We start from the raw sequence: 24,995 nt of genomic DNA on the forward strand, positions 1-24,995 counted from the left end.
CGGTCGATACCGTTTGGACACGAGGGGCGCTTTTCGCGGCGTATTACGCCGACGTAAACACGGTGCGCCGACTGTGGCGTGTCTCACATTCACGGACGTATTTTCACTCCATGAATATCGACCCGAGCAAGGAGTGCCAGTACTGCAACGGCGCTACCTGTGTTTTCGACGAGCAGTACCGAGACAGCACCATCAGAACGTGGAAGTGTGTCGCCGCATTGACGGACGGCCCCGACGGCTGCCGCGAGGGCTATTTTCGCGGTGATGCCGGGCTCCTGAGCGAGGTCGTCGAGCGAGGGCGCCACTTGTCGGGGGTCTGAACTCTCGCCCGAACACACCATGCGTTAGCAGGTCGCGTCGAAGTACTTCTTCAGATCGTCGGGAACGAAGTGGTACGGAGCGGCCGAGAGGCACCGATGTTCGATGAGGTTCATGTACCTCTCCCAACGATCGTCGACCCGGTCGATGAGCCAGGTGGTGTCGCCATGCTCGCCAAGCGTCACTCGGGCCCACACGACATCGCAGTAGTCGACAGTTGCGTCCCCGGCATACCCGAGGTCCCCGGCGATCGTCCGCGGATTACAGGTGCCCACGACGTCGTCGGGGTATTCGAACACGACGTTGGCATTGGGTTCCGCCTCAGTCAGTTCGATAGTCCGGGGTGATTGTTGGGTTCCGGCAAGGGTCGCCCGGACGCGGTTGCAGCCCAGAGGTGTGTTCACGAAGTTGTAGCCACCGTCGAAGGAGCTGAATGCCCAGACCCGATTCACGACGACCTTCGATCCGTTGCACGACTCCAGTTGATCGATATCGAATCGAACGCCCTCGATTGGGTCCCCGTTGTGCTTCTTGGCAAAAACCGAGACAGTGCCAGGTCGGCCAGACGCTTTTTCGTGCGCCGCCTGGGTCACCCGGTCGGGTGTTGTGGGTACCACACTTGGCCGCGACGGCGTACAGGCTGCCGACGTCAGGACGAGGGCGATCACAGCCAGCGTGGTCGCACGCTTCACCGGACCTCCGAAATGCAGTAGCCCTCAGGTCCGACGGTCGTCAGGTAGAGATACTGACGCGACTCCCCTCCGTTGGACGTACCGTTCACGGTGACCTGCCAATCGTCCGGGCCGCCGCTGGCGACGAGCGAGTTCCGGTCGATAGACGTCGTGGTCGCGGCGATCGAGCGCGACGAGTCGGACAGCGGCTTCCAGTCGGAACATTCCAGCGGGTACTTCGCCTCGGTGTCGTCCGCATTGACGGGCTTCCCGACAACCCGCAGCGCGAACCGCAGCACCCGGTACTTCGCGTCGTCGGAGTTGAAGATGTGGACATCACTGCGCGCAGCGACGTAGGGGCAGGCGTAACCCGACGCGATTTCACTGCGCTTCACTGCCACCGACGTGGTGTCGTCCTGCCAGATGTACGCGAACTGGCCTTCTATGCCCGGCCGTGCGATCGCGTTCTCGATGGCGGCCTTGTCTGCATACATACTCCGGACGCGGCTTGGCGCGATCGTCCAGCACTTGTGGACGAGGACATCCATGTTCCCGGCGGCCAGGTCAGTCGCCCAGGCACGCAATGCCTGCGCTGACGTGGGCTGACCGGGTACTTCGCCGACCGTGAGAGTGGGCGCAGCCGGCACCGTGGGCGAGGTGCTCATAGTCATCGAAGGCGACGTTGCTGTCGAAGTCGTGCCGGCTGGGCTCGGGTCACCGCTTGAGCACGCAGCGAGAAGAACCGAGGCGGCCAGTACCCATACCGGTAGCCAGGAACGTCTGATCATCTTTTCCTCCACAGGGGTTAGCAACTCTGGCCGGCCGAGAGATCGGCATGGGCGACGAGGACGAGGTAGCCGCACATCATCACGAGCGCCAACAGCGTGACCACGGCGCCAAGAATGGTCGGTTTCCGCGCTCCCGGGCGATCGTGGCGGTGCTGGGCGATCGATACCCACAACCACCCAAGGAGCGCTGCGCCGACCACGATCATGAGTCCGGGGGCGACGGTCAGGATGATTTCGGCGCGCCAGTATTCGGCGATCTTCACCTGCTCGGGAATTCCGGGTTGGCAGTAGTCGCCACCACCGCTGAGGAAGCCGACAGCTGTCAGAAAGATCAGCGGACCCAACACAATCGACGAGATCGTGTACACGGTCGTGAGGATGAACGGCCTCTTCACTGTCTCGGTCAAAAGATTACGACTTGCTCGCGTGACAGCGTGAATCCGTGCGAGCCATATCTGCACGTCATACCCACCCTCTTCGAGGTGCAGGACATGTCGTCAACGGTGATGGTCTCGCCGTACTCGAGGACCGGCGTGTGCGCACCGCCGGAGAACGCGCCATCGAAGAAGCACGAGTGCAGCACTCCGCGCGCATTGGCAAGGACGCCCCCGTACTCGCATGGGCCGCCGTACGAACCAACCGTGGGTTTCGGCATGTGGAGCGACACACAGCCGGCTTCCCCGCCCCATTCGTTCAGGTTGAAGCCGCAGGATAGGTTTCGGGTCGGCGAGACAAACCGGTAGCCCACACCGTTGTACTCGGTCTGCGTCTGGTACTCCTCCGGGTCGGCACTCTTCGCGACGGTCGTGACAGCGGGTGGTGGCGTGTCCTCCTGAGTGACGTCCGCAGCCGGGTCCGGTGTGACGACTGTTGACTCCGTGCTAGTCGTCGTCGATGGCGCGATCGACCGTGCGGTGGTCGTTGTTCCGGTGACGACGGTGACACCCATCCCGGTGTCAACGTTGTCTGCGCACCCGGACGTGAACGCGGCCAGCGCCATCACTAGCGCAGCGAATGGTTTCCTGACCACGGGTTCTCCTCATCGTCATCGATCTTCAAGGTCAACTTCGACGTTATGGAGCGGGGGAGGGAATATGAACCACACCTTGGGGGTGGTAAATCCCCACCCGTGCTAGGTTCTGCGTCGTGGAGGGACCGTACAGCGAGCTATTGCCGGGCAACGTGCTCGGCGGTTACCAGATCCTCCGCACTCTCGGCCAGGGCGGCATGGCGAAGGTCTACCTCGTTCAGCACCCACGTCTGCCACGCCAGTACGCGCTCAAAGTCCTCAGTCCGCATCTCGCGGACGACCCGAACTTCCGCGCACGCTTCGAACGTGAAGCGCACCTGGCCGCTCAGCTCGACCATCCGAACGTCGTCGCCGTCCACGACCGCGGGATCGACCGCGGACTGATGTGGCTCGCCATGCAGTACGTCGACGGCACCGACGCGTCCGCGCTGCTGCAAACGCATCCGAACGGTCTCGACCCGCTGCGGGCATTATCGGTCCTGACCCAGGCGGCAGCCGGACTCGACGCCGCCCACCGCCAAGGGATGTTGCACCGCGACGTCAAACCTTCGAATCTGCTGCTCACGCGCGATGGTCGAGTTCTGGTCGCCGACTTCGGCATCGCCCGCGCGATCGACGACGCCACGGAACTGACCGCGACCGGCAACATGGTCGCGACGATCGCGTACGCGGCCCCGGAGGTCATCTCCGGCGAGCGCGCCGATCACCGGTCGGACATCTACTCGCTGGGCTGCACATTCTTCGAACTGCTCACCGGCTCCAAGGTGTTTCCGAGACATACTCAGATCGCGACGATGGACGCGCACCTGCACGCCACACCGACGCCCCCGACGCTGATGCGACCTGGTCTCCCCCACGCCATCGACGCGGTGATCGCAACCGCGCTGAGCAAGGACCCCAATCAGCGATTCCAGAGTTGCCGTCAATTTGCCGACGCGGCAACTGCCGCCTTGAGCACGACACCCACACGAGTCATGGCCACTCTGGCACTGACGCCACGACCGATGCCGCGGCGCAAGAAGTCCATGCGCTGGCCCGTTCTGGCCGCAGTCGCCATCGTGGCCGCTGCCGTCGGCGTCGGCGCCTGGAAGTTCTGGCCAGACAACCAGTCCACACTCGCCGGTCGATGGATCGGCAACGTCGTCGGGGACACGAGCGGCCGCCTGGTTGCCGACATCACGGACGCCGGCAACCTATCCGCGAAGGTCGACTATCCGGATATCGATTGCACCGCGGAGTGGAAGGAAACCGGCGCCGAGAACGGACTTCACCACCTCGTCGAGTCGGTGACCAGCGGAACCTGCCCGAGTTCGGAGGTCACGCTCCGCAAGGACTCGGACGGGACGCTGCGGTTCACGTCGACCTACTACTCCTCGTCGAAAGGTCAGAACGTCGAGATCACGGCGACCTTGTCTCGCGACATCGATCTCGGACTCGATGTCCCGATCACCGTCCCGCCTTGTGATGGCACCGGCATCGTGATGCTCGGGGCCGCGATCACCCCGGGCAAGTACAAGGACGACGTGGCGAGCTTCCTCGAGAAGCACCCCGGCGCGTCCTACCTGCGCACCGACGAGTCATGCCCGTCGCTCCGTCAAGCGACGCCGGATGGGAAAGCCATCTACGCGGTCTACCGGCCCGCCGGAACAACGAACGCCGAGGTCTGCGCGGCGGTCCAGACCGCCGGCGGAGACGCCTACGGAACATGGCTCGACAAGACGTCCGACCCGACGAAGGTCGTCCACTGCTCCTAAAGCTCGCGTTCGGAGATGACTCCCGACTGTAGGGCCAACTCGGCGAGCCGACCACGCTTCTGGTTCTGCGGCAGGTCCTCGATCCCGAATTTCGTGAACAAGGTGCGCAGATGAGTCTTCACGGCATCGATGCTGAGAAAGAGTTCCTCGGCGATCGCCTGGTTCGGCGCCGGCGTGGCAAATACGGAGTCGTGCTTGTACGGACGACACAATGCGACCAGAACCGCGCGCTGGGCCTCCGTCAACGATCGCGCGACCGGGCTGCGCACCGAGCTGAGTCCCGTGCTGTCGTCCGACTCCGCAGACAGTTCGTGGTAGCTGAACGTCACCGAGGCGATTCGAATGCGGTCACCTACGGTGAGGCGGCGGCGACCAGTGAGGCGCTCGCCGTTGACGAAGGTGCCGTTGCGCGACAATCCGTCGTCGACGATCGCCCAGTGCGTACCGAGCCATTCGACCGCGGCATGGAGGCGCGAGACTTCGGTCGCCCAGGGCAGGGGTATGTCGGCGGTCGCTGCTCGACCGATGGTCAGCCGCGGTGTCGTGGGTTCGAGCTCGACGTCACGGCGCCGTCCACCGGCGTCTGAGTACCTGAGAATCGCCCCTTCCACGAAGGAAGCATAACTGGTACATTCCGGGCCTTTAGGCGACTGCGTCAGGCTCCGTCGAGTAGCCGGCGCTTCGCTGCACCGAACTCGTCGTCGCTGAGGTCTCCGCTGCGATGCAATTTCGCCAACCGCTCGAGCTCGGACACGACCGGCCGCGCGGAAGCGTTGCCGCCGCGGACGACCCGCTGCGCCTTTCGCGATTCGTCCAACGTCACTCGGTCCGGCCGCTTGCCATCGACGATCACACCGAGCTGCGTCCCCGGCGACGGCACCGTCCCGAACTCGAACAATCCCGATACTTCCGCTTCATAGCGTTGCCCAGTGTCCGGTCGCGTGATCTCCACGCGCATCGTGCGTCGAACGTAGATGTCGTTGATGACGACGTTCATCGTGGGCGTCAGCACTTCGACGACCGTGGCGGTGCAGCGAATCCCGAAGGCCTCCAGGCGATAGCGCGCGTCGACCGTCCGGAACGCCCAAAACGCGAACGCGCCGACAACCACGACCCCGATCACCGCGGTCACTGACCAGACGCCGAATGCCATGCTCAGACACCACGGTACGGCGGCACCGAAGCCGAACACGAAGAGCGATGGCGCACCGAGCATCGAATTGATGAGCCAGATGCTCAGCAGCAGCTCCACGATGAAACCGACGATCCACAGGCCGAAGACCCAGCCAGGAATGCCGTCGGTCAGCGAACTTTGCGGGACGAGGATCGCCGCGATCAGATTCGGAAACACCGACGCACAGAAGACCGCAAGGACGAGGTAGCGAGCGCGCGCATACTTCGCAATTGAAGAATCAGCCACAGCCGAACGGTAGCGCACGCAACGAGGCCCGGCAGCGCGTGCTGCCGGGCCTCGTTGTGGAAACTATTTAGCTGTTGCCAGCGAGCTTCTCGCGAAGAGCAGCAAGCTGTGCGTCGCTCGCGAGCGAGCCACCCGTCGACTCCGGCGCGCTCGAAGCGCCCTGGCCACCGGCGCTGTAGGCACCGGTCTCGGCGTCGACTTCCTGAGCAGCGGCGTCAGCGGCCATGCGCTCCATCTGAGCGGTGTGCATCTTGTGACGACGCTCAGCCTCGGCGTAGCGGGACTCCCACTCGTCACGCTGCTTGTCGTAGCCCTCGAGCCACTCGTTGGTCTCCGGGTCGAAGCCCTCCGGGAACACGTAGTTGCCGGCCTCGTCGTAGCTGTCGGCCATGCCGTACTTCGACGGGTCGAACTCGGCGTGGTAGTCCTCGTTGGCCTGCTTGAGCGACAGCGAGATGCGGCGACGCTCGAGGTCGATGTCGATGACCTTGACCATGGCGTCGTCGTTCACGCCGACAACCTGGTCCGGAACCTCGACGTGACGCTCGGCGAGCTCGGAGATGTGAACCAGGCCCTCGATGCCCTCTTCGACGCGAACGAACGCACCGAACGGAACGAGCTTGGTGATCTTTCCAGGCACGATCTGACCGATCGCGTGGGTCCGGGCGAACTGACGCCACGGGTCTTCCTGGGTGTTCTTCAGCGACAGCGAAACGCGCTCGCGGTCCATGTCGACCTCGAGGACCTCGACGGTGACCTCGTCGCCAACCTGAACGACCTCGCTCGGGTGGTCGATGTGCTTCCACGAGAGCTCCGAAACGTGAACCAGACCGTCCACGCCGCCGAGGTCGACGAACGCACCGAAGTTGACGATCGACGAAACGACACCCTTGCGGACCTGGCCCTTCTGCAGCTGGTGCAGGAACTCGCTGCGGACCTCAGACTGGGTCTGCTCGAGCCATGCACGACGCGACAGAACGACGTTGTTGCGGTTCTTGTCGAGCTCGATGATCTTGGCCTCGATCTCCTTGCCGACGTACGGCATGAGGTCGCGGACACGACGCATCTCGACGAGCGAAGCCGGGAGGAAGCCGCGGAGGCCGATGTCCAGGATGAGTCCACCCTTGACGACCTCGATGACGGTGCCCTTGACGGCCTCGTCCGCTTCCTTGAGCGCCTCGATGGTGCCCCACGCGCGCTCGTACTGAGCGCGCTTCTTCGACAGGATCAGGCGACCTTCCTTGTCCTCCTTGGTGAGAACAAGTGCCTCGACCTCGTCGCCCACGGAAACGACCTCAGACGGGTCGACATCGTGCTTGATGGAGAGTTCGCGAGACGGGATGACACCTTCGGTCTTGTAGCCGATGTCGAGAAGAACCTCGTCGCGGTCGACCTTGACCACGGTGCCTTCGACGATGTCGCCATCGTTGAAGTACTTGATCGTCTTGTCGATAGCTGCGAGGAAGTCTTCCGCGGAGCCAATGTCATTGATGGCTACCTGCGGGGACGTGATCGTAGTGGGCATTAAGTAGTTGCTCCGGACGGGTTGATGGCTCGTAGTTGATGGTCTTGCGCGTTGCCAGGTGAGTGGCAACCCACGAATGCCCCCGAGCGGGATTGTCTAAACGGCAGCAACCAGATTCGGCACGAACACGCACGGCAATCATCACGAGGACACTCGCGCGAGATACGTTACGCCACCCCCACACACAGGGCAAACCGGCAGGGCTCCAACATTTATCCTCGTAGACGTGTCGAATGAGTCGATCGGTTCCGCCGAGAGTGATCGCGCCAGCCGGATCGGCTGGGACGACTATGCCGACGATTATCACCGCGAGCACGGCGCTTTCCTGGGTGTCGAATCGCCCGACGGCGCCTTCATCTGGAGCCCGGAGAAGCTCGACGAAGCCGACGCTCGCCTGCTCGGCGACGTCGCCGGCCGCACGGTGCTCGAGATCGGTTGCGGGTCGGCGCCGTGCACCCGGTGGCTTCGCAACCACGGTGCGAAAGCTGTCGGACTCGACATCTCCGCGGCGATGCTTCGGCGTGGATTGTCGGTCGGTCCGCTGCCGCTGGTCCAAGCGAGCGCCGAACGTCTCCCCTTCCGGGACGCTTCATTCGATATCGCATGCTCTGCGTTCGGCGGCATCCCTTTTGTCGCCGACAGCGCCGGCACGATGCGGGAAGTGGCTCGCGTCCTCAAGCCGGGAGGCCGCTGGGTGTTCTCCGTGAACCATCCGATGCGCTGGATCTTTCCCGACAACCCCGGACCCGAAGGACTGGTCGCGGAGTACTCGTACTTCAACCGAACGCCCTACGTCGAACGTGACGCGAACGGTGACGCTGTTTATGTCGAGCACCACCGCACGATCGGTGACCGAGTACGAGACCTCGTCGCGGCCGGATTCCGCCTCGTCGACCTCATCGAGCCGGAGTGGCCCGAGGATCTCACCGAAGAATGGGGTCAGTGGAGTCCCTTGCGCGGCAAGATCTTTCCGGGGACGGCGATCTTCGTGAGCGAGAAGGTCAGTTAGCCGCCCGAGGTATTCAGACGCGGTCCGCAAACACCACACGATTCGCGCGATACGACCGCGCGTTCTCGTCGAAGTCCCCGGTGCACGTGATCAGGCGGAGTTCGTCGTGACCGTTGGCGCCGAAGATCACCGCAGTCGGAATGTCCGTCTTCGGATAGTCGGCAACACGAGTGACCCGATATTCCGCTCGCACCCCCGTTTGCAGCAGCACCGTGACCACTGCGCCGGGTGACAGGCTCGTCAACTCGAAAAACACCCCCGGACCGAACGCAGAGTCGACGTGGCCAACGATCACCGTCGGGAGAACACCGCCCGGTCGCCCCGCGGTCGTCAACCAGCCCGCATCCCCGGCGTCCTCGGGAACTTCCATCGACCCGCTCGGCAAGATGCCGAGCGGGATCAACGGTTCGTCGAGATGCAGGCTTGGAATCACTATCCGCGCCGGATCGAGCACGGCCAGGGCAGCCTCCGGCGACCTCGTCGTCACCGGAACGCCCGGTTCTTCCGCCGATTGCGCAGCACAGCCAGCACTCAAGATGAGCGCGAAAACCGCTCTCGAGAACACGAACGTCAGCGCCGACGAGCCGTCGCCCAGCGCAAACCCGACGCACCCAGCATGGCGAAGACGCCGGCCCCCGCGACCAAGGCGCCGGGGACGGTGCGTGGGGCCGCTACCGATTCACCGGCGGTTCCGCCCATTCCGGTATCCACGCCGCCGACCGGCATCCGCTGTCCGAATTGCCCTCGAACTGCGCCCGCCGAATACGATTCGGTGTGGGTTTCCGTGTTGAACGCCGTCGGGTTCGCCTCCAGCTTGGCGAGCGTGAACCCTTCGCCGGTGTCCTTTCCGTCCTTCACGATCCCAGTCGTGAACGGTCCCTTGAGGCAGCCCTTCGAGGTGAGGACATTTCCGGATCCCGATGGGTTGGGGAACGCAATGCGCGGCGGGCCATATACGCCTGGCACCCCTTCGTGAATGTGCGTCGCGGTCTTGGCCTTGCTCTTGTACGGGGGTGTGACGCCGGCGAGGGTGATGTCGTAGCAGATCACGTCTTCCTTAGAATTGATCATGTAGTTGAAGGAACCCGATGCGCCCGGCGTGCCGGGCACGTTCTTACCGTCCGCGTCGTAGACCACGTCCGGCGTAGCCCACACCGTGAAGGCCGACGTAAACGTCGACGGCCGAGCAACTTCGGTCTCCGCCTCAGCCAAGCCTCCGCCCGCGAAGCTCGTCGCGGCGACCCCCGCGACGACGGTCAAATAGCGTGAACTCCTCAAATTGCGCATGTCTTCCCCTGTCCGGCGTTGCTCGTCTGGCACCGCTAGACGTGATTCGGAACACATGCGACTCCGGATGGGACAAACAATCCAAAACGGCGAAAACAGTCGATTCGGACACTGACGCTCCGCCAAGCAGGAATTCCAGCGCTCTTCCCGGGGACGGCGAGCTTCGTGTCGGAAAAGGCCTCGCACTAGGCCTCACCCCGATCGATTGCCGCAACACGGTTCTGATCAGGTCCTCCCGACGGCAATCCATCGGGATGGAGGCCGGTCAGCTCTTCAGCCGACCGGCCTCCGACACAGCCCGGCGCAGCACGAACTCGATCTGAGCATTTATGCTGCGCAGGTCATCGGCCGCCCACTTCGCGATCGCGTCGTGGACGGCCGGGTCGAGCCGCAAGAGAAGCTTCTTCTTCTCGGGCATGGTCAGCTGTAAAGCGAGCCAGTGTTGACAACCGGCTGAATCGCCCGGTCCCCGCACAGCACGACGAGCAGGTTCGACACCATCGTGGCCTTGCGCTCCTCATCGAGCTCGACGACGCCCTGCTCGGCAAGGCGGTCGAGCGCCATGCCGACCATTCCGACCGCGCCTTCCACGATCGTCGTGCGGGCGGCCACCACCTGGGCGGCCTGCTGGCGGACGAGCATCGCCTGGGCGATTTCCGGCGCGTAGGCGAGGTGGGTGATCCGCGCTTCGACGAGTTCGACACCAGCTTGCTCCGTACGCTCACGGAGTTCCTCGGTGAGCTCGCTGGCAACCTCGGCACCGTCCCGGAGGCTCGTACGGTCGTCATGCGAGTCGTACGGATGCGTCGTGGCGAGGTGCCGAACCGCCGCCTCGGACTGAATCGCGACGTACTGCTCGTAGTCGTCGACGGCGAACGCGGCCTTCGCGGTGTCGAAGACCTTGTAGACGACGACGGCTGCGATCTCGACGGGGTTGCCGTCTGCGTCGTTGACCTTGAGCTTCGCGGTTTCGAAGTTGCGAACGCGCAGACTGATCCGCTTGCGGCCGGTCAGCGGGACGACGAAGTGGAAGCCGGCTTGCTTCAGTGTTCCGATGTAGCGACCGAAGAACTGGATGACCCGGGACTCGTTCGGATTCACGATCGTCAGACCGGACAGCAGGATCAGCGCCACCGCGTTGATCAAGACGCCGGCGATGATCGGCAATGGGTGCTGAGCACCGAGCACCATGAGCAGGACCGCGGCGGCCACGATCACCAGCCACGCCAGCAGAAACACGAATCCATTCACCCGGAAGGCCTTTGTCTCCATGTCCGGAACTCCTCTCGATCGGCGGTAGCAAAATGATATCACTTCGCTACTACGCGCCAGGGTTCACAATGAAGACGTGCCCGTTCAGTCGATCGAACTGCTGCTCGACGACCCCACCGAAGAGTGGATTCGAAGCGAGTGGCGCATGCTCACCGCAGCCCACCTGCCAGGCCTGCGCGAGACGGCGCGGCCCCATGTGACGCTCACGGTCGCGCAAGAGATTTGGCCACGCATCGACCAGCAACTACGCCGCGTTCCGTTCACCCCGTTCCCGGTCCGGATCGGCCCGCTGGCGATGTTCACGCGTCGACGCAGTGATACCGGGGTGTTGGTGCGAATCGTCGTGCCGAGTGCGGAGTTGCTCGCCCTGCAGTCGGCGATCCACCAGGAGGTCTCCTCGTGTCCGGGGCAACCAGCACATACCCGCCCTGGCGAATGGACCCCGCACATCACCTTGGCCCGGCGATTTCCCCTGACCTCGTTCGCGGTCGCCGCCGAACAGTTGTCAACGGCACAGTTCTCGGGACGTGCGGTGGCGGTTCGTCACTGGGACGGCGTCAACCGGAAGGACTGGCTGATTTCTGAGGGCTGAGTCCAGAACCGCCAGTCGAGCACCACGACAAGGACTCCTGCGAGGAACCACGCCAGGGCGTAAATGACGACCACACCGCCGAAGTCTGCTCCGCTCCACATCGGTGCCATCCGGACGCTGCCCTCCATGGTGTGCGCAACGAGAGTGATGAGAACGCTTCCACCCGAATGGTTAAACAACCAGGCGTAGACGAAGGTGCAGCCGAACGTTGCCAGCGACTCGATCGGACGCAGACCGAACTCCGGGATGAAGTACAGCGGGATGTGCCAGATCGTGACGAGCACGCCGAGGACGGCGGTGGCTTTCAGCAACGGCATACGAGATTGCAAGGTCGGCTGGGCGAACCCTCGATAGGACGGTTCCTCGGCCAGTGGCCCGTTCAATGGGTCGACCATTCGCCCAGCCACGACGACGATGACGCTGTACCAGGGGTGAAACTGTCCCCACGAGGGTTCCGCACCAACCCAGATGCTGAGTGCGATAGTCACGGTGAGTAGCGCTACCGGGATGGCGATCGCGGCAAACCACCAGACCCACCCGACGTCCCACTTGATGATGCGCGCCCACAGCTGCTTCAGCCCGGCCTTGCCGTCGGCAATCGAAATCACGACCAACGCGGCGATCAGCGCACCGGTCGGTAGAAAAGTTCCGAACGGGAGAAGGCACCACGACAAGGTGTACGTCAGAGCGAAGAACGAGATGATCCGGTGTGTGCGAACCCAGGGTGCGATCGCGGGCATGGGGCCTTCTTAGATCGAGGCCAGCCATCTGATGCAGTGCGGGCTCGGGTTCAGTATGGGCGCGTCATTCCCAGGGCAGCGACGAATCCGACACGCCAACCCGGGCCCGGAGTGTGACGTACGCCCGGTGCCAGGGAAGGATTCAGGGCAACCTGCTGTTATATCGGCCAGAGCGACCGCACTACCGACGGAAAAAGGAACCATCGTGGCAACCCAGACCCTGACCCAACAGAACTTCGACGAGATCGTCACGGACAACGACATCGTGCTTGTCGACTTCTGGGCCGACTGGTGCGGCCCGTGTAAGCGCTTTGCACCGACCTTCGAGGCGTCGGCTCAGAAGCACCCTGATGTCGTGCACGGCAAGGTAGACACCGAGGCCGAGCGTGGTCTCGCCAGCGCCGCCAACATTCGCTCGATCCCGACCATCATGGGATTCCGCGAAGGCATCCTCGTGTTCGCTCAGCCGGGCGCACTTCCGCCGGCCGCGCTCGAGGACATCATCACGCGCATCAAGGCACTCGACATGGACGAGGTCCGTCAGAAGATCGCCGAACAGCAGCAGTAAGTACTGCAGCAACGAAGGCGCCGACCCTATCGGGTCGGCGCCTTCGTCGTGTCAGCTGTCGATCGGCTCGAGCACGAACACCGGAATCTCCCGCGTGGTCTTCGTCTGGTACTCCGCGTAGGGCGGATACGCGGCGACCGAACGCTCCCACCACGTGGCTCGCTCGTCGCCGAAGACCTGGCGAGCCTGGAAGTCGCGCGTCACGGTCCCGTCCTGGAGCTCAACGTGGGGGTTGGCCACCACGTTGTGAAACCACACCGGATGTTCCGGCGCCCCACCCTTCGAGGCGACGATCGCATACGTACCGTCGTGCTCGACACGCATGAGCGGAACCTTCCGGAGCTTTCCGCTCTTCGCGCCGCGCATGGTCACCAAAATGACCGCGAGGCCGAGAATGCTGACGCTTTCGGTCGTACCCGTTTCGAAGATCTTCTCGGTCTGGTCCCGAACCCAGCCCGTGGGACTGAGCTCGACTTCTCCTGTCAATGGCATATTCCGTACAACACCACGACCGCGGAGTTGTTCCGGTCAGTGCGCTGCCGAGTCCCAGCTGCGACCCGTACCAACCGAAACCTCCAGGGGCACCGACAGCGAGATCGGCGCGGCCATCTGCTCGCGCACGAGCGCCTCGACCTGGTCCTTCTCCGACTCGACGACCTCGAACACCAATTCATCGTGGATCTGCAGCAACATCCGCGATGTCAGGCCCTCCGCTGCCAACGCGTTGTGTACGTCGATCATGGCGACCTTGATGATGTCCGCGGCCGTGCCCTGGATCGGCGCGTTCAGTGCCATGCGCTCCGCCGACTCGCGACGGAGGCGGTTGTCGCTGGTGAGGTCCGGAAGATAGCGCCGACGACCGAACAGGGTCTCGGTGTAGCCGTCCTTGCGCGCCTTCTCGACGACGTTGTGCAGGTAGTCGCGCACCCCGCCGAAGCGTGAGAAGTACTGCTCCATCTGGCTCTTCGCTTCGTCGACGCCAATCTTCAGCTGCGTCGACAAGCCATACGCACTCAGGCCGTAAGCCAACCCGTACGACATCGCCTTGACGCGACGACGCAGTTCGCCTGTCACCTCGCCGGTCGGAATGCCGAACGCCTTCGACGCCACGAAGGTGTGCAGGTCTTCCCCACTGTTGAAGGCCTCGATCAGGCCCTCGTCGCCGGACGCGTGCGCCATGATGCGCATCTCGATCTGGCTGTAGTCCGCGGTCATGAGCAGGTCATAGCCCTTGCCGACGACGAAGCCTTCGCGGATTCGACGCCCCGCATCGGTCCGGATCGGGATGTTCTGCAGATTCGGTTCGGTCGATGACAAGCGGCCCGTGGCGGCGATCGTCTGGTTGAACGTGGTGTGGATTCGTCCGTCGTCGGCGGTCGCCTTGAGCAGTCCATCGACAGTCACCTTGAGGCGCGTCGCGTCGCGGTGCGCCAGCAGGTGTTCGAGGAACGGATGGCCGGTCTTTTCGAAGAGACCCTGGAGAGCGTCGGCATCGGTCGTGTAGCCGGTCTTGGTCTTCTTCGTCTTCGGCATGTCGAGTTCGTCGAAGAGCACGACCTGAAGCTGCTTCGGCGAACCGAGGTTGATCTGCTTGCCGATCACGTCGTACGCCGAGGTGGCCGCGCTGTTGATCTCGGCGGCGAAGCTTGACTGCAGATCGGTCAGCAAGTCGACATCGACCGCGATACCGGCCGCTTCCGCGGTCGCAAGGACATGGACAAGCGGAAGTTCCATGCCGCGAAGCAGTTCGGTCGACGCGATGGCCTCGAGCTCGGCATCGAACGCGTCCGCGAGGTCGGCGACGGCTTGCGCGCGCAGCATCTCGCTGTCGGCCACCGCCGCATCGACTTCGGCCGCGTCGTCGAGGAGCGACATCTGGCCGGTGTCTTCCTTCTCAACACGAAGTTCGCGCTTGAGGTACCGCAACGACAGGTCGTCGAGGTTGAAGCTGCGCTGCCCCGGCCGGACGAGATACGCCGCAAGTTCGGTATCGCTCGTCAGGCCGCCGAGAACCCAACCGCGGCCGCGCAGCGCGTGGATGGCGGCCTTCGCGCTGTGCAGGGCCTTCGGTTCGGCCGGATCAGCGAGCCACTCCCCAAGGGCTGCTTCGTCATCGGGCGTGAGCTGCTCGACCCGCAGGAACGCACCCTCACCGTCGGATGCGTTGATCGCGATCGCGGTGACGTCTCCCCCAAAGGGCGAACTCGGACCAACAATCGAGACACCATGTCTCTGGCCGGTTTTCGCGTGTTCGGCAAGCCAGTCACGGACGGCACCGGCTTCGATGGCCGAACCGCTGATCTCGAAGCCCTGCTCCGCCTCGGGCTCCGCCGATGACAGCGTCTCGAACAGGCGGTCGCGGAGCACGCGGAACTCGAGATCGTCGAACAGCTTGTGAATGCGTTCCCGGTCCCAGGCGCCGTGCGCGAGGTCCTCGGGAGCCAGCGGCAACGGAACCGTCCGGACCATCTCGGTGAGGTGGCGATTGAGCAGAACACTCGACAGGTTCGCACGCAGCGCGTCTCCGACTTTGCCGCGCACCTCGTCAACCCGGTCCACCAGCGAGTTCAAGTCGCCGAATTCCCGAATCCACTTCGCCGCAGTCTTCTCGCCAACACCAGGAATACCCGGCAGGTTGTCGCTCGGGTCGCCACGCAGGGCCGCGAAGTCGGGGTATTGCTGCGGCGTCAGGCCGTACTTGGTCTCGACCTCTTCGGGCGTGAACCGGGTCAGGTCAGATACGCCCTTGCGGGGATACAGGACAGTGACGTCCTGGTTGACGAGCTGGATCGAGTCGCGGTCACCGGTGACGACCAGAACCCGGAAGCCGAGCTCTTGAGCCTGCGTCGTCAGCGTGGCGATGATGTCGTCGGCTTCGAAGCCGGGCTCCGCCAGCACCGAAATTCCGAGAGCGCCAAGGACTTCCTTGGTCAGCTCGACCTGGCCCGAGAATTCCTCCGGCGGCCGGGAACGGTTGGCCTTGTATTCGGGGTATGCCTCGGCGCGGAAGGTCTGGCGCGAGACGTCGAACGCGGCCGCAATGTGGGTCGGCTTCTCGTCACGCAGCAAGTTGATGAGCATCGCGGTGAAGCCGTAGACGGCGTTCGTGGTCTGACCGGTGACCGTTTTGAAGTTCTCCGCGGGCAGCGCGAAGAACGCGCGGAACGCGATGGAATGGCCGTCGATCAGCATCAACGTCGGGCGCTGGGGGGCGGTGTCGGCGGCCTTGTTCAGGTGCGACACGGTCGTGGCGGGACTCACAGGGACTAGTCTAGGGACCCGGTCTGACAGGTTCCTCGCGCGCCGCACCGGGGCTCGCAGGGAACCCCGGTCGGCGCACGTCAGGGCCTATTTCTTGACACCGTCCGCGCGGTACAGCCAGATACCCGGATGGTCGAGTTCGCCGTCGGCGTCCCACGAATACCTGCCCTGGAATCCAGAGCCGTCGTACGCGCGCACGAAGTTGAGCAAATCGAGTCGCTTGACCTTCCCGGCATCGATGCCGCGCAGGAGGATCGTGGCGATGTCGAATCCCTCGGCGGCGTACGGCTCCGGGTCTTCCTTGAACGCCTCGCGGTACATCGCGGCGAACGACGTCGAGGCCGGGCCCCAAGGCGCCGCCACGATCGAATCGCGGGCAGTCTCCCCCGCCATGTCGGTGAAGTCCGAGCTCTTCACCCCATCGCCGGCAACGAACTTGGCCTTGACACCGGCATCTCGAAGAGCCGTGAGCCACGACGCGGCCTCGGTCGGCGAACCTGCGAAGAACACCGCGTCCGCTTCCGCGTTGGCCACACGTTGAGCCACCGAGGACGAGTTACCGACCTGGGCCTGCACCGAGCAGTTCGTGATCACCGCCTGGCCTAGTGCAGTGATAACCGCTGCGGTCTGCGTCAACGCGTCGGAGCTGCCGTCGCCGATCACGCACACGCGTTTCGCCCCGAGCGAGTCCTCGAGGTACCTGCCGACCGCCGTCCCTTCCACGCTCCGATCCGGAACGCCGCGGAAGAACGCCTGCCAGCCGTTGTTGGTGAGGCCGGGGCTCGACGCGGATGGAGAAACGGCGACCAGCCGGGCCGTGGTGAACTTCTGGCCGGTCTGCGTGACCTCGTCCGAGTACGCCGGGCCAACGACGCCAACGACTTTCGAGTTCTCGACCAAGGCATCAGCGACCCGGCGGGCCTGGAGCGCCGTCCCTTGAGTGTCGGCCGAGTAGAGGCCGACCTCGCACTTCGGGTTGTGCGCGTTGTGCCGGTCGACCGCGAGCTTCACACCTTTCGCGATGGCTGCACCGATCGCCGTGTCGTCGCCGGACAGGGCACCCATCACCCCGAGCGAGACATTGCTGCAGACGGCCTTGCCGTCACCTGCCGGATCTGCGCCGGCGGTCGGCTTCAACGTCTTGCCGTCGGCACCGATCCGCGCGAAGTCGTGTAGACCGTAGGGCTGCACCACCGGTGCGACCTGGGCTTCATCCTTCTTGGATGAATCGGGTCCGAAGACCGCAACGCCACCGATCACGGCGACAACGGCGGTACCGGCCGCCACCCACATCGGCATCCGACTCCGCTTCGGCGGCGCCGCGACTGCCGTGACCGACGGGCGGCCGGTAGAACCAAGGCCCCGGCGGAACGCCGTGGCAAAGGCGTTGGCCGAACTGAACCTCCGCGCCGGGTCGACCGCGAGCGCCGACTGCAGGGCGACATCGCACTGCCGTGGGAGCGCCGCGACCAGCGTCTTTGCCGGGGTCACCGGGTGGTTGCGCCCGCCTTCCCAGATCGGCGACGAACCGGTGAGCAACTCGTACACAGTGCATGCGAGCGAGTAGACATCGTCCCGGCGAGCCTCTTCCTCCGGCCGATCCTCGTCCGCGAGCGCACGCGCGACACAGTTGTCGACGAGGGTCACCGTCTCGGGCGTCACCCGGGTATCGACGAGCACGTTCGCCGGGGTCACGTCGATCGCGGTCATGTCCTGGCGATGCAAATAGTCGACCACGACCGCGAGTTGATCGAGCAGGTCGGCGACCCGGTTGACGGGCAGACGACCGTACTGGGCCAGAAGCTGCGATGCGTCGGTGGCATCGACGAGACGGGTCGCGATCCACAGGTTCCGATCGACGAGCCCGACGTCGTCGACGGTCGCGATACTCGGGTGCGACAGTCGGCCGGAAGCCATCGCGCACTTCACAAACCGAGTGCGGAAGGTGCGGTCCGCCGAAAGTTCCGTCGACAGCACCTTCAACGCGACCAGCCGGCCCATGCGCTGTTGGCGGGCGAGATAGACCGGACCGCTCAGCCCGTGACCGAGCACACCTTCGATGGAGAAATGCCCGAAGGGGGTTCCCGTCTCGAGCAACCCGCGCGTATCAGCCGACACCAAGGTACGCAGCTTTCACGGAGGGGTCGGCGAGCAGTTCCTCGCCCGTTCCAGTACGGGTCACCTCACCGGTTTCGAGGATGTACGCACGATTCGTGCGCCGAAGCGCCTGCTGCGCGTTCTGCTCGACCAGAAGGATCGTGGTTCCCTGCGCATTGATCTCCGAGATGATCCGGAAGATCTGCTGAATCACCTTGGGCGCCAAACCCATCGACGGCTCGTCGAGGAGCAGGAGCTTCGGTCGCGCCATCAACGCACGACCGATCGCGACCATCTGCTGCTCACCGCCCGAGAGCGTGCCGCCGGTCTGGGTCCGTCTCTCGAGCAGCCTCGGAAAGAGTTCGAAGACCCACTCGAGACGCGCCTTGTACTCGGCACTGTTGCTGAACTTCCGCAGGTAGCAACCCATGTCCAGGTTCTCCTGGACCGTCATGCCCGGGAAGACACCGCGACCTTCCGGCGCCTGGATGAGACCCTCACCGACACGCTTGTGTGCCTGCACGTGCGTCAGGTCCCGGCCTTCGAACAGAATCTTTCCGCTCCGCAGCGGCAGCAGGCCGGACAGTGCCCGCATCGTCGTCGTCTTGCCGGCGCCGTTGGCGCCGAGCAGTGTGACGAGTTCTCCCGTCCGGACTTCCATCGAGATACCGTGCAACGCCTCGATACGACCGTACGAGACGACCATGTCGGTGACCTCGAGCATCACGTCACTCGTCGTCATCAGGGACCCCCAGGTATGCGGCAACCACCGCGGGATTGTCGCGGATCGCGGCCGGCAGGTCGTCGGCGATCTTCTTACCGAATTCCAGCACGACGATCCGATCCGTCACGCCCATGACGAGCCGCATGTCGTGCTCGATGAGCAGCACCGTGAAGCCGTCATCGCGGATCTTCCGGATGAGATCCATCAGCGCGGCCTTCTCGGCCGGGTTGAAGCCGGCGGCCGGTTCATCGAGGCACAACAGCTTCGGCTCAGTGGCGAGAGCTCGTGCGATCTCCAGTCGGCGCTGGTCACCGTACGAAAGGTTCTTCGCCTTCTCGAGAGCCCGCGGGGCGATGCCCACGAATTCCAGCAGCGCCATGCCGCGATCGACCGCGTCGTGTTCCTCCCGCCGGTGCCGCAACGTACGGAAGACCGCTCCCGGCACCGACGTACGGTGACGCGCGTCCGTGCCGACCGCGACGTTCTCCAGCGCGGTCATCTCGTTGAACAACCGGATGTTCTGGAACGTTCGCGCGATGCCGAGGCGAGTGATCTCGTTGCGCTTGGTCTTCCCGAGCGGCTGGCCATCGAAATGAACCGAACCCGAGGACGGACGGTAGACGCCGGTGATGGCGTTGAAGCACGTGGTCTTGCCGGCACCATTCGGTCCGATCAAGCCGAGGATCTCCCCGCGCTTGATCTCGAACGACACGCTGTCGAGGGCGACCAGACCACCGAAGCGAACGGTCAACTCGTTGGTGCGCAGCAGCGGCTCGCCTTCGGCGACCGAGATCTCGCGCGTCGGTGCGACGGCGGCGGCCACCGCCTCCGGATCGGCGAGCACCGGGTCGACCGCAGCGACGTCGATCTCCGGCGCACGCTCGACCGGTCGTCGGGACGGGTGCAGCTCGGCGACCATGTCCTCGTTGTCGAACAAGGCATCGCCCGGACCTGGTTCGTTCACTGGTTCACCTGCGCTTTCTCACGGCGAGATCCCACGATCGCCAGGTGCACCTTGCGTGAGTACGAGAGCAGTTTCTGCCGGACCGGGAACATGCCCTGCGGACGGAAGATCATCAGCACGACGAGCGCGAGTCCGAAGAACAAGTACTTGTAATCTCCCAGAGTCGCATCGCCGACCTTGACACCCATCAAACGGTTCGGCAGGTAGACGATGACGAACGCACCGACGATGACACCCAACTTGTTTCCGGAGCCACCGATGATGACGGCGACGAGGAAGAGCATCGAGTTGATGACGTTGAACTTCTCCGGGCTGACGAACTGCACCTGACCCGCGTACAGCGCACCCGACAACCCACCGATCGCCGCACCGATGACGAATGCCCACAGCTTGAACTTGAACGTGGGCACACCCATGATCTCGGCGGCGTCTTCATCTTCCCGGATCGCGACCCAGGCTCGTCCCACGCGGCTGCGCTCGAGGTTGCCGACGATGATGAGCACCGCGACAACCAGAATCAATCCAGCAACGAACCAGGCAACGCCCGCACTCACCGGGCCCTGGACGTTACCCGCCGAGAAGAGTCCGTTCGGCTTCTCGTCCGAGACGCCGATCACCGGGTACGCGATCGACGCCAGGCCGGCGCTGCCTCTCGTGATATCGCGCAGGTTGTCCGCGAGCAATCGAACGATCTCACCGAATCCGAGGGTGACGATCGCGAGATAGTCGCCACGCAGACGCAGCGTGGGAGTGCCGAGTATCAGGCCGGAGATCGAGGTGATCAACACGGCCAACGGCACACACGCCAACCAGGCCCATCCGGAGTCGAAGATTCCGCCCTTGTGCCACGGACTGTTCGGGCTCGTCAACATCGCAACCGTGTAGGCACCGATCGCATAGAAGCCGACGTACCCGAGGTCGAGCAGACCCGCCTGACCGACGACCACATTGAGGCCGATGGCGACGAGCGACAGCATCGTCACCTGTGCCATGACAAGCGCGAAGTTGGTGTTGGGCGTGTTTATCAACGGCGGCGGATACATCGTCATGAGGATCAGCACGGCAGCGATCGGGACACCAAAGGCCCACTGACCGGCCCGTGGAAGACCGTCCCACCAGCTGCGAACTTTGTCGCCGAGACCGCCGCGAGCCCGGGCACGTTTCATTGCGTGGCTCATACCCGTGCCTTTCCGAGGCTTTCACCGAGGATGCCGGTCGGACGGAACATCAGAACCAGGACGAGAACGAGGAACGCGACGACGTCGCGCCACTGACTCCCCAGGACGATCTGGCCGTACATCTCGATGACACCGAGGAGCAGCCCGCCGAGAAGCGCCCCTCGCAGGTTGCCGATGCCGCCGAGGACGGCCGCGCTGAAGGCCTTGATACCCAGGATGAATCCACCCGAGTAGATGATTCCGCTCGGAATCTTGATCGTGTACAGCAGTGCGGCAGCGCCGGCGAGGACACCACCGATGAGGAACGTCAGGATGATGATCCGCTCGCGCGAGACACCCATGAGTGTCGCGGTGTTCGGGTCCTGCGCGACCGCGCGGATACCGCGGCCGAACTTGGTGCGGTTGATCATGAGGTCGGTGCCGAGGGCGAGGATAAACGCCGAGGCGACGATGAGAAGCGTGACGTTGGTGACGCTGGCGCCGAACAGGGAGAACTGCTCCTGCGGCGCGACGAGACGGATCGGCTGTTCGGCGGACGCACCGCCGAGGCCCTGCAGGAACGTCGGCAACTCGATACCGATCGCGCCGAAGATCCGCTTGAAGTTCGGCAATACGAAGTGCACGAACTCTTGCAGGATGAACGAAACACCGATCGCGGTGATGAGGAAGATGAGCGGCTTGGCTCCGCGCTTACGAAGGGGCCGGTAGGCGGTCCGCTCGAGAGCGACCGCGGCACCACCGGCGACGGCCATACCGATCAGCATGGCGAGGATCAGATAGAGAATCGTCTCTCCGACACCGAGACTGTAAACGTTCGGGCCGGGCGCGAATCCCATGATCTGCAGCCCGACGTACTGTCCGAACATGCCGAGCATGAAGATTTCGGAGTGCGCGAAGTTGATGAGTCGGAGCACGCCGTAAACGAGCGTGTACCCCACCGCGACCAGCGCATAGATCGATCCGTAGGCGATTCCGTCGACAGTCAGCTGCCAGAAGTTATCGAACAGCGACGGCAGATCGAAGCTGATCGATCCGGCGAGCGTGGTGGCGGAAGTCGCGGACAGCGCGACGATTGACATTCCTCGTCCCTTCCAAAAATGCGCTGCGCGCGGGCCTCGAATTGAGCTCCGCGCGGGGGCGATGTCCTCACCCCCGCGCGGCGCAATTCTTGCTAGGGGACTACTTGACTTCGTACATCCAGACGCCCGACTTCTCGAGTTCGCCCTTTGCATTCCACTTGTAGGTGCCCTGCAGGCCCTGACCGTCGTAGCCCTTGAAGAAGGCGAGCATGTCGGGACGCGTGATCTTGCCCTGGTCGATTGCCGTCAGCATGATCGTGGCGAGGTCGTAGGCCTCGGCCGAGTAGACACCCGGCTCCTGGCCGGCGAGGTCCGCGTATGCCTTCTGGAACGACTCCGGACCCTCACCACACGGGCAACCGAGGATGGCGCCCTTGGCCGCGTTACCGGCAAGCTCGACGAACTTCGGGTCGTTGACACCGTCACCGGCCGAGAACACCGCCTCGACGTTGCCCGCACGCAGCTGCGACAGGAGCGGTGCAGCCTCGGCGTAGTAACCGCCGTAGAAGATCGCGTCCGGCTTCGCGGCGCTCATCTTGGTGACGACGGCCGAGAAGTCCTTGTCGCCCTTCTTGACCTGCATCGTGCAGGATGCGTCGTTCGCCGCACCGAGCGTCTTCTTGACTTCGTCCGCGATGCCGGTGCCATACGGCGTGCTGTCGTCGATGACGCAGACCTTCTTGGCACCCTTGACCTTGGTGACGTAGTTGGCGATTGCCGGTCCCTGCAGCGCGTCGCTGCCAAGACCGCGGAAGAAGCTCTTCCAGCCGTTGTCGGTCAGCGTCGGACGGGTCGCCGAGGCCGTCGCCGAGACGAGGCCGGCCTGGCTGAACAGCTCACCCGTGGCCTGCGTCTCGCCGGAGAACGCGGGGCCTACGACACCGACGACCGTCTTGTCGTTGATGATGTTCGGGACAACCTGAGTGGCCTTGTCGGCGCTGCCTTCGGTGTCGAACTCCTTGAGCTCGACCTTGCAGTCCTTGTTCGCGTCGTTGTGCTGCTTCACCGCGAGGCGAACGCCGTTCACGATGTTGAGACCGAGCGCGGCGTCGTCACCCGTGAGCGCGCCGGTCATCGCGATGGCCACGTCCTTGCACTTCGCCTTACCGTCACCCGCCGGGTTCACCGGGGTGGCTGCGGCCTCAGCTTTGAGGGCGTTGCCCTCGGTATCGAAAGCGCCAACCGCCTGGATCGACAGCTTGGCCTCGCTGCCTCCGCCGGACGTTCCGCCTGTGGTCGACTTGCTGCTACATCCCGACACGGCAAGCGCCGCGGCGATGGAAACTACGATGGCGCCCTTCATCGCTCGACGATGCACGCTGTACCTCCGCTTCAAAGAACCCCGGCGTTACTCCGCCGGACGACTGGCGGCGCCAGCCCGGGGCCAAACTTAACCCCAGATAAGGCTCTCTGCAGTGCCACCGCGACGGCGAGTCGCGCGGAGACAGCGTGTTCGTCGGATTCCTCCCGGTTGCCGTCGAAAGTTCATTCTTTTGACGGCTCTATCTGGAGGAATTCACTCCGTTCCGAGCGTCTCCAGAACCACCTGGGCGACCGCCTTCATGGTGGTACGACGGTCCATCGCGGTGCGTTGGATCCACTTGAATGCCTGCGGCTCGTTGAGGCCCTGGGTCTTCATGAGAACGCCCTTGGCCCGCTCGATGAGCTTTCGCGTCTCGAGTCGGTCGGACAGGGCCGTCACTTCGCGCTCGAGCGCCGCGATCTCGTTGAAACGGCTCGCTGCGAGTTCAATGGCCGGCACGAGGTCGGACTTGGAGAACGGCTTGACGAGATAGGCCATCGCGCCGGCGTCGCGTGCACGCTCGACGAGATCGCGCTGACTGAACGCCGTCAAGATGACGACCGGGGCGATGCGCTTCTTGGCGATCTCCGCGGCGGCGTCGATGCCATCGCGGCGAGGCATCTTGACGTCCATGATCACAAGATCGGGACGCAACTCCTCGGCGAGCTCGACGGCCTGCTGCCCGTCTCCGGCCTGCCCCACAATGTCGTAGCCCTCTTCCGAGAGCATCTCGACGAGATCCATGCGGATCAGCGTCTCGTCCTCCGCCACCACAACACGCCGCAAGGTGCTGGGCTTGGCTGACTGCGAAGGCATGGCCTCTGGTTTCCCCTCATCATCTGCGCGCGCATCTCGATCGTGTGCGCACTACGAAGGGTACCGGTCGTTTGGACAACGGGACCATTCGCGTATTGTCTGTTCCCAGCGGTTGCGGCCGGGAAACCCGGTCCGATCGCGAAATGTACGCCCCCGTATCCCAATTGGCAGAGGAAGCGGATTCAAAACCCGTCCAGTGTGAGTTCGAGTCTCACCGGGGGCACCACATCGACCACACGGATCAGGCCGGGCATCAGCCCGGCCTGTTCTGTTCTCAGTGCGTTAGCCGTTGCCTCCGCAGAGCGCTGGGGTTCCAGGTCCGATCACGTGGACACCGCATACGTCAACACCGTTGACGAGTGGCGACGTGATGAGCGGCGAAGTCGCCAACGGCGACGTGATCAAGGGTGACGTGATCAACGGCCCTACGTTGATCAGTCCGGGACCGGCGTTGGCGACGCCCACGAACGAAACCGATACGAACCCGGCGACAACGAACGCCTTGCCTACTGTCTTCAAAATGCTCATCAGGTGAACCTTTCGAGATTGAAGTGACTCGTTGCGGAATTGGCGGCAAACACAGATTTCAGCCCGAATCG

At 63.9% G+C, this 24,995-nt stretch carries 27 protein-coding genes and 1 tRNA gene; 6 read left to right on the forward strand and 22 right to left on the reverse strand.

What is annotated here, in order from left to right; translation table 11 throughout:
- The first annotated feature begins 110 nt into the window (after positions 1-110).
- Positions 111-320 (forward strand): hypothetical protein, encoded by a 210-nt coding sequence (locus tag F600_RS0110650; protein ID WP_018160601.1) that lies wholly within the window; start codon positions 111-113, stop codon positions 318-320.
- Between the two features lie 24 nt (positions 321-344).
- Here the strand turns inward: F600_RS0110650 and F600_RS0110655 are convergent, their stop codons facing one another.
- From F600_RS0110655 to F600_RS0110670, 4 genes are all read right to left on the reverse strand, one after another.
- On the reverse strand, positions 345-1,010 hold the full coding sequence (locus tag F600_RS0110655; RefSeq protein WP_018160602.1) for a hypothetical protein: 666 nt from the start codon (positions 1,008-1,010) through the stop codon (positions 345-347).
- Positions 1,007-1,660, reverse strand: a complete 654-nt coding sequence (locus F600_RS27735) for a hypothetical protein (RefSeq protein ID WP_156024528.1) — start codon at positions 1,658-1,660, stop codon at positions 1,007-1,009. The genes F600_RS0110655 and F600_RS27735 overlap by 4 nt, the downstream gene beginning before the upstream one ends.
- A gap of 134 nt (positions 1,661-1,794) precedes the next feature.
- Positions 1,795-2,172: a hypothetical protein gene (locus tag F600_RS0110665; RefSeq protein ID WP_018160604.1), complete on the reverse strand. Its 378-nt coding sequence runs from the start codon at positions 2,170-2,172 to the stop codon at positions 1,795-1,797.
- Positions 2,173-2,180: 8 nt separating this feature from the next.
- Complete coding sequence (locus F600_RS0110670) at positions 2,181-2,807, reverse strand: DUF6636 domain-containing protein (RefSeq protein ID WP_156024529.1); 627 nt, start codon at positions 2,805-2,807, stop codon at positions 2,181-2,183.
- 116 nt (positions 2,808-2,923) lie between these two features.
- Between F600_RS0110670 and F600_RS27740 the strand changes: the two genes are divergently transcribed.
- Positions 2,924-4,561, forward strand: coding sequence for a serine/threonine-protein kinase (locus F600_RS27740; protein WP_051090792.1), 1,638 nt, complete (start codon positions 2,924-2,926; stop codon positions 4,559-4,561).
- Here the strand turns inward: F600_RS27740 and F600_RS0110680 are convergent.
- From F600_RS0110680 to rpsA, 3 genes are all read right to left on the reverse strand, one after another.
- A complete protein-coding gene (locus F600_RS0110680) occupies positions 4,558-5,172 on the reverse strand; it encodes an FHA domain-containing protein (protein ID WP_018160606.1) in 615 nt (204 codons plus the stop codon). The two genes, F600_RS27740 and F600_RS0110680, sit on opposite strands and share 4 nt — an antisense overlap.
- A 44-nt stretch (positions 5,173-5,216) precedes the next feature.
- Complete coding sequence (locus F600_RS0110685) at positions 5,217-5,981, reverse strand: SHOCT domain-containing protein (RefSeq protein WP_018160607.1); 765 nt, start codon at positions 5,979-5,981, stop codon at positions 5,217-5,219.
- A 67-nt stretch (positions 5,982-6,048) separates the two neighbouring features.
- On the reverse strand, positions 6,049-7,506 hold the full coding sequence (gene rpsA, locus F600_RS0110690) for a 30S ribosomal protein S1 (RefSeq protein WP_018160608.1): 1,458 nt from the start codon (positions 7,504-7,506) through the stop codon (positions 6,049-6,051).
- Positions 7,507-7,732: 226 nt separating this feature from the next.
- Here rpsA and F600_RS0110695 point away from each other — a divergent pair, with 226 nt between their 5' ends.
- Entirely contained in the window at positions 7,733-8,515 is a 783-nt protein-coding gene (locus tag F600_RS0110695) for a class I SAM-dependent methyltransferase (RefSeq protein WP_018160609.1), read from the forward strand.
- A 13-nt stretch (positions 8,516-8,528) separates the two neighbouring features.
- Here F600_RS0110695 and F600_RS0110700 read toward each other — a convergent pair whose 3' ends face one another.
- From F600_RS0110700 to F600_RS0110715, 4 genes are all read right to left on the reverse strand, one after another.
- On the reverse strand, positions 8,529-9,002 hold the full coding sequence (locus tag F600_RS0110700) for a class F sortase (protein WP_156024530.1): 474 nt from the start codon (positions 9,000-9,002) through the stop codon (positions 8,529-8,531).
- 83 nt (positions 9,003-9,085) lie between these two features.
- Positions 9,086-9,775, reverse strand: a complete 690-nt coding sequence (locus F600_RS0110705) for a CHRD domain-containing protein (protein WP_018160611.1) — start codon at positions 9,773-9,775, stop codon at positions 9,086-9,088.
- A gap of 292 nt (positions 9,776-10,067) precedes the next feature.
- Positions 10,068-10,220: a type II toxin-antitoxin system antitoxin gene (locus F600_RS32005; RefSeq protein ID WP_018160612.1), complete on the reverse strand. Its 153-nt coding sequence runs from the start codon at positions 10,218-10,220 to the stop codon at positions 10,068-10,070.
- Between the two features lie 2 nt (positions 10,221-10,222).
- The gene (locus F600_RS0110715; RefSeq protein ID WP_018160613.1) at positions 10,223-11,074 is read right to left on the reverse strand and encodes an SPFH domain-containing protein; all 852 of its coding nucleotides are present in this window, start codon (positions 11,072-11,074) and stop codon (positions 10,223-10,225) included.
- A gap of 76 nt (positions 11,075-11,150) precedes the next feature.
- Here F600_RS0110715 and F600_RS0110720 point away from each other — a divergent pair, with 76 nt between their 5' ends.
- Entirely contained in the window at positions 11,151-11,666 is a 516-nt protein-coding gene (locus F600_RS0110720) for a 2'-5' RNA ligase family protein (protein ID WP_018160614.1), read from the forward strand.
- On the opposite strand, the gene F600_RS0110725 is transcribed toward F600_RS0110720, so the two are convergent.
- Positions 11,618-12,406 carry a CPBP family glutamic-type intramembrane protease gene (locus F600_RS0110725; RefSeq protein WP_018160615.1) on the reverse strand — a complete coding sequence of 263 codons (789 nt, stop codon included), beginning with the start codon at positions 12,404-12,406 and terminating at the stop codon, positions 11,618-11,620. The genes F600_RS0110720 and F600_RS0110725 overlap by 49 nt on opposite strands.
- A gap of 205 nt (positions 12,407-12,611) precedes the next feature.
- Between F600_RS0110725 and trxA the strand changes: the two genes are divergently transcribed.
- Positions 12,612-12,974, forward strand: coding sequence for a thioredoxin (trxA, locus tag F600_RS0110730; protein WP_018160616.1), 363 nt, complete (start codon positions 12,612-12,614; stop codon positions 12,972-12,974).
- Positions 12,975-13,025: 51 nt separating this feature from the next.
- Here the strand turns inward: trxA and F600_RS0110735 are convergent, their stop codons facing one another.
- The 9 genes from F600_RS0110735 to F600_RS0110775 all read right to left on the reverse strand — a co-directional run bounded on the left by F600_RS0110735 (position 13,026) and on the right by F600_RS0110775 (position 24,396).
- Positions 13,026-13,466 carry a nitroreductase family deazaflavin-dependent oxidoreductase gene (locus F600_RS0110735; protein ID WP_018160617.1) on the reverse strand — a complete coding sequence of 147 codons (441 nt, stop codon included), beginning with the start codon at positions 13,464-13,466 and terminating at the stop codon, positions 13,026-13,028.
- A 36-nt stretch (positions 13,467-13,502) separates the two neighbouring features.
- Positions 13,503-16,235: a DNA polymerase I gene (gene polA / locus F600_RS0110740; RefSeq protein ID WP_018160618.1), complete on the reverse strand. Its 2,733-nt coding sequence runs from the start codon at positions 16,233-16,235 to the stop codon at positions 13,503-13,505.
- A gap of 87 nt (positions 16,236-16,322) precedes the next feature.
- Positions 16,323-18,353, reverse strand: coding sequence for a bifunctional serine/threonine-protein kinase/ABC transporter substrate-binding protein (locus F600_RS30315; RefSeq protein WP_018160619.1), 2,031 nt, complete (start codon positions 18,351-18,353; stop codon positions 16,323-16,325).
- Positions 18,343-19,074 (reverse strand): ABC transporter ATP-binding protein, encoded by a 732-nt coding sequence (locus tag F600_RS0110750; protein WP_018160620.1) that lies wholly within the window; start codon positions 19,072-19,074, stop codon positions 18,343-18,345. Before F600_RS0110750 ends, F600_RS30315 begins: the two co-directional genes overlap by 11 nt.
- Positions 19,061-19,975: an ABC transporter ATP-binding protein gene (locus F600_RS0110755; protein ID WP_051090800.1), complete on the reverse strand. Its 915-nt coding sequence runs from the start codon at positions 19,973-19,975 to the stop codon at positions 19,061-19,063. The genes F600_RS0110750 and F600_RS0110755 overlap by 14 nt, the downstream gene beginning before the upstream one ends.
- 41 nt (positions 19,976-20,016) lie before the next feature.
- Positions 20,017-21,186 carry a branched-chain amino acid ABC transporter permease gene (locus tag F600_RS0110760; RefSeq protein WP_018160622.1) on the reverse strand — a complete coding sequence of 390 codons (1,170 nt, stop codon included), beginning with the start codon at positions 21,184-21,186 and terminating at the stop codon, positions 20,017-20,019.
- A gap of 8 nt (positions 21,187-21,194) precedes the next feature.
- The gene (locus F600_RS0110765; protein WP_018160623.1) at positions 21,195-22,277 is read right to left on the reverse strand and encodes a branched-chain amino acid ABC transporter permease; all 1,083 of its coding nucleotides are present in this window, start codon (positions 22,275-22,277) and stop codon (positions 21,195-21,197) included.
- Between the two features lie 100 nt (positions 22,278-22,377).
- On the reverse strand, positions 22,378-23,580 hold the full coding sequence (locus tag F600_RS0110770; protein WP_018160624.1) for a branched-chain amino acid ABC transporter substrate-binding protein: 1,203 nt from the start codon (positions 23,578-23,580) through the stop codon (positions 22,378-22,380).
- Between the two features lie 213 nt (positions 23,581-23,793).
- Positions 23,794-24,396 carry an ANTAR domain-containing response regulator gene (locus F600_RS0110775; RefSeq protein WP_026306408.1) on the reverse strand — a complete coding sequence of 201 codons (603 nt, stop codon included), beginning with the start codon at positions 24,394-24,396 and terminating at the stop codon, positions 23,794-23,796.
- A 149-nt stretch (positions 24,397-24,545) separates the two neighbouring features.
- Between F600_RS0110775 and F600_RS0110780 the strand changes: the two genes are divergently transcribed.
- A tRNA-Leu gene (locus tag F600_RS0110780) sits at positions 24,546-24,622 on the forward strand.
- A gap of 56 nt (positions 24,623-24,678) precedes the next feature.
- Here F600_RS0110780 and F600_RS0110785 read toward each other — a convergent pair.
- Positions 24,679-24,924 (reverse strand): hypothetical protein, encoded by a 246-nt coding sequence (locus F600_RS0110785; RefSeq protein WP_018160626.1) that lies wholly within the window; start codon positions 24,922-24,924, stop codon positions 24,679-24,681.
- Positions 24,925-24,995: the final 71 nt, after the last annotated feature.

The organism is Smaragdicoccus niigatensis DSM 44881 = NBRC 103563, from assembly GCF_000380645.1.
Lineage (GTDB): Bacteria > Actinomycetota > Actinomycetes > Mycobacteriales > Mycobacteriaceae > Smaragdicoccus > Smaragdicoccus niigatensis.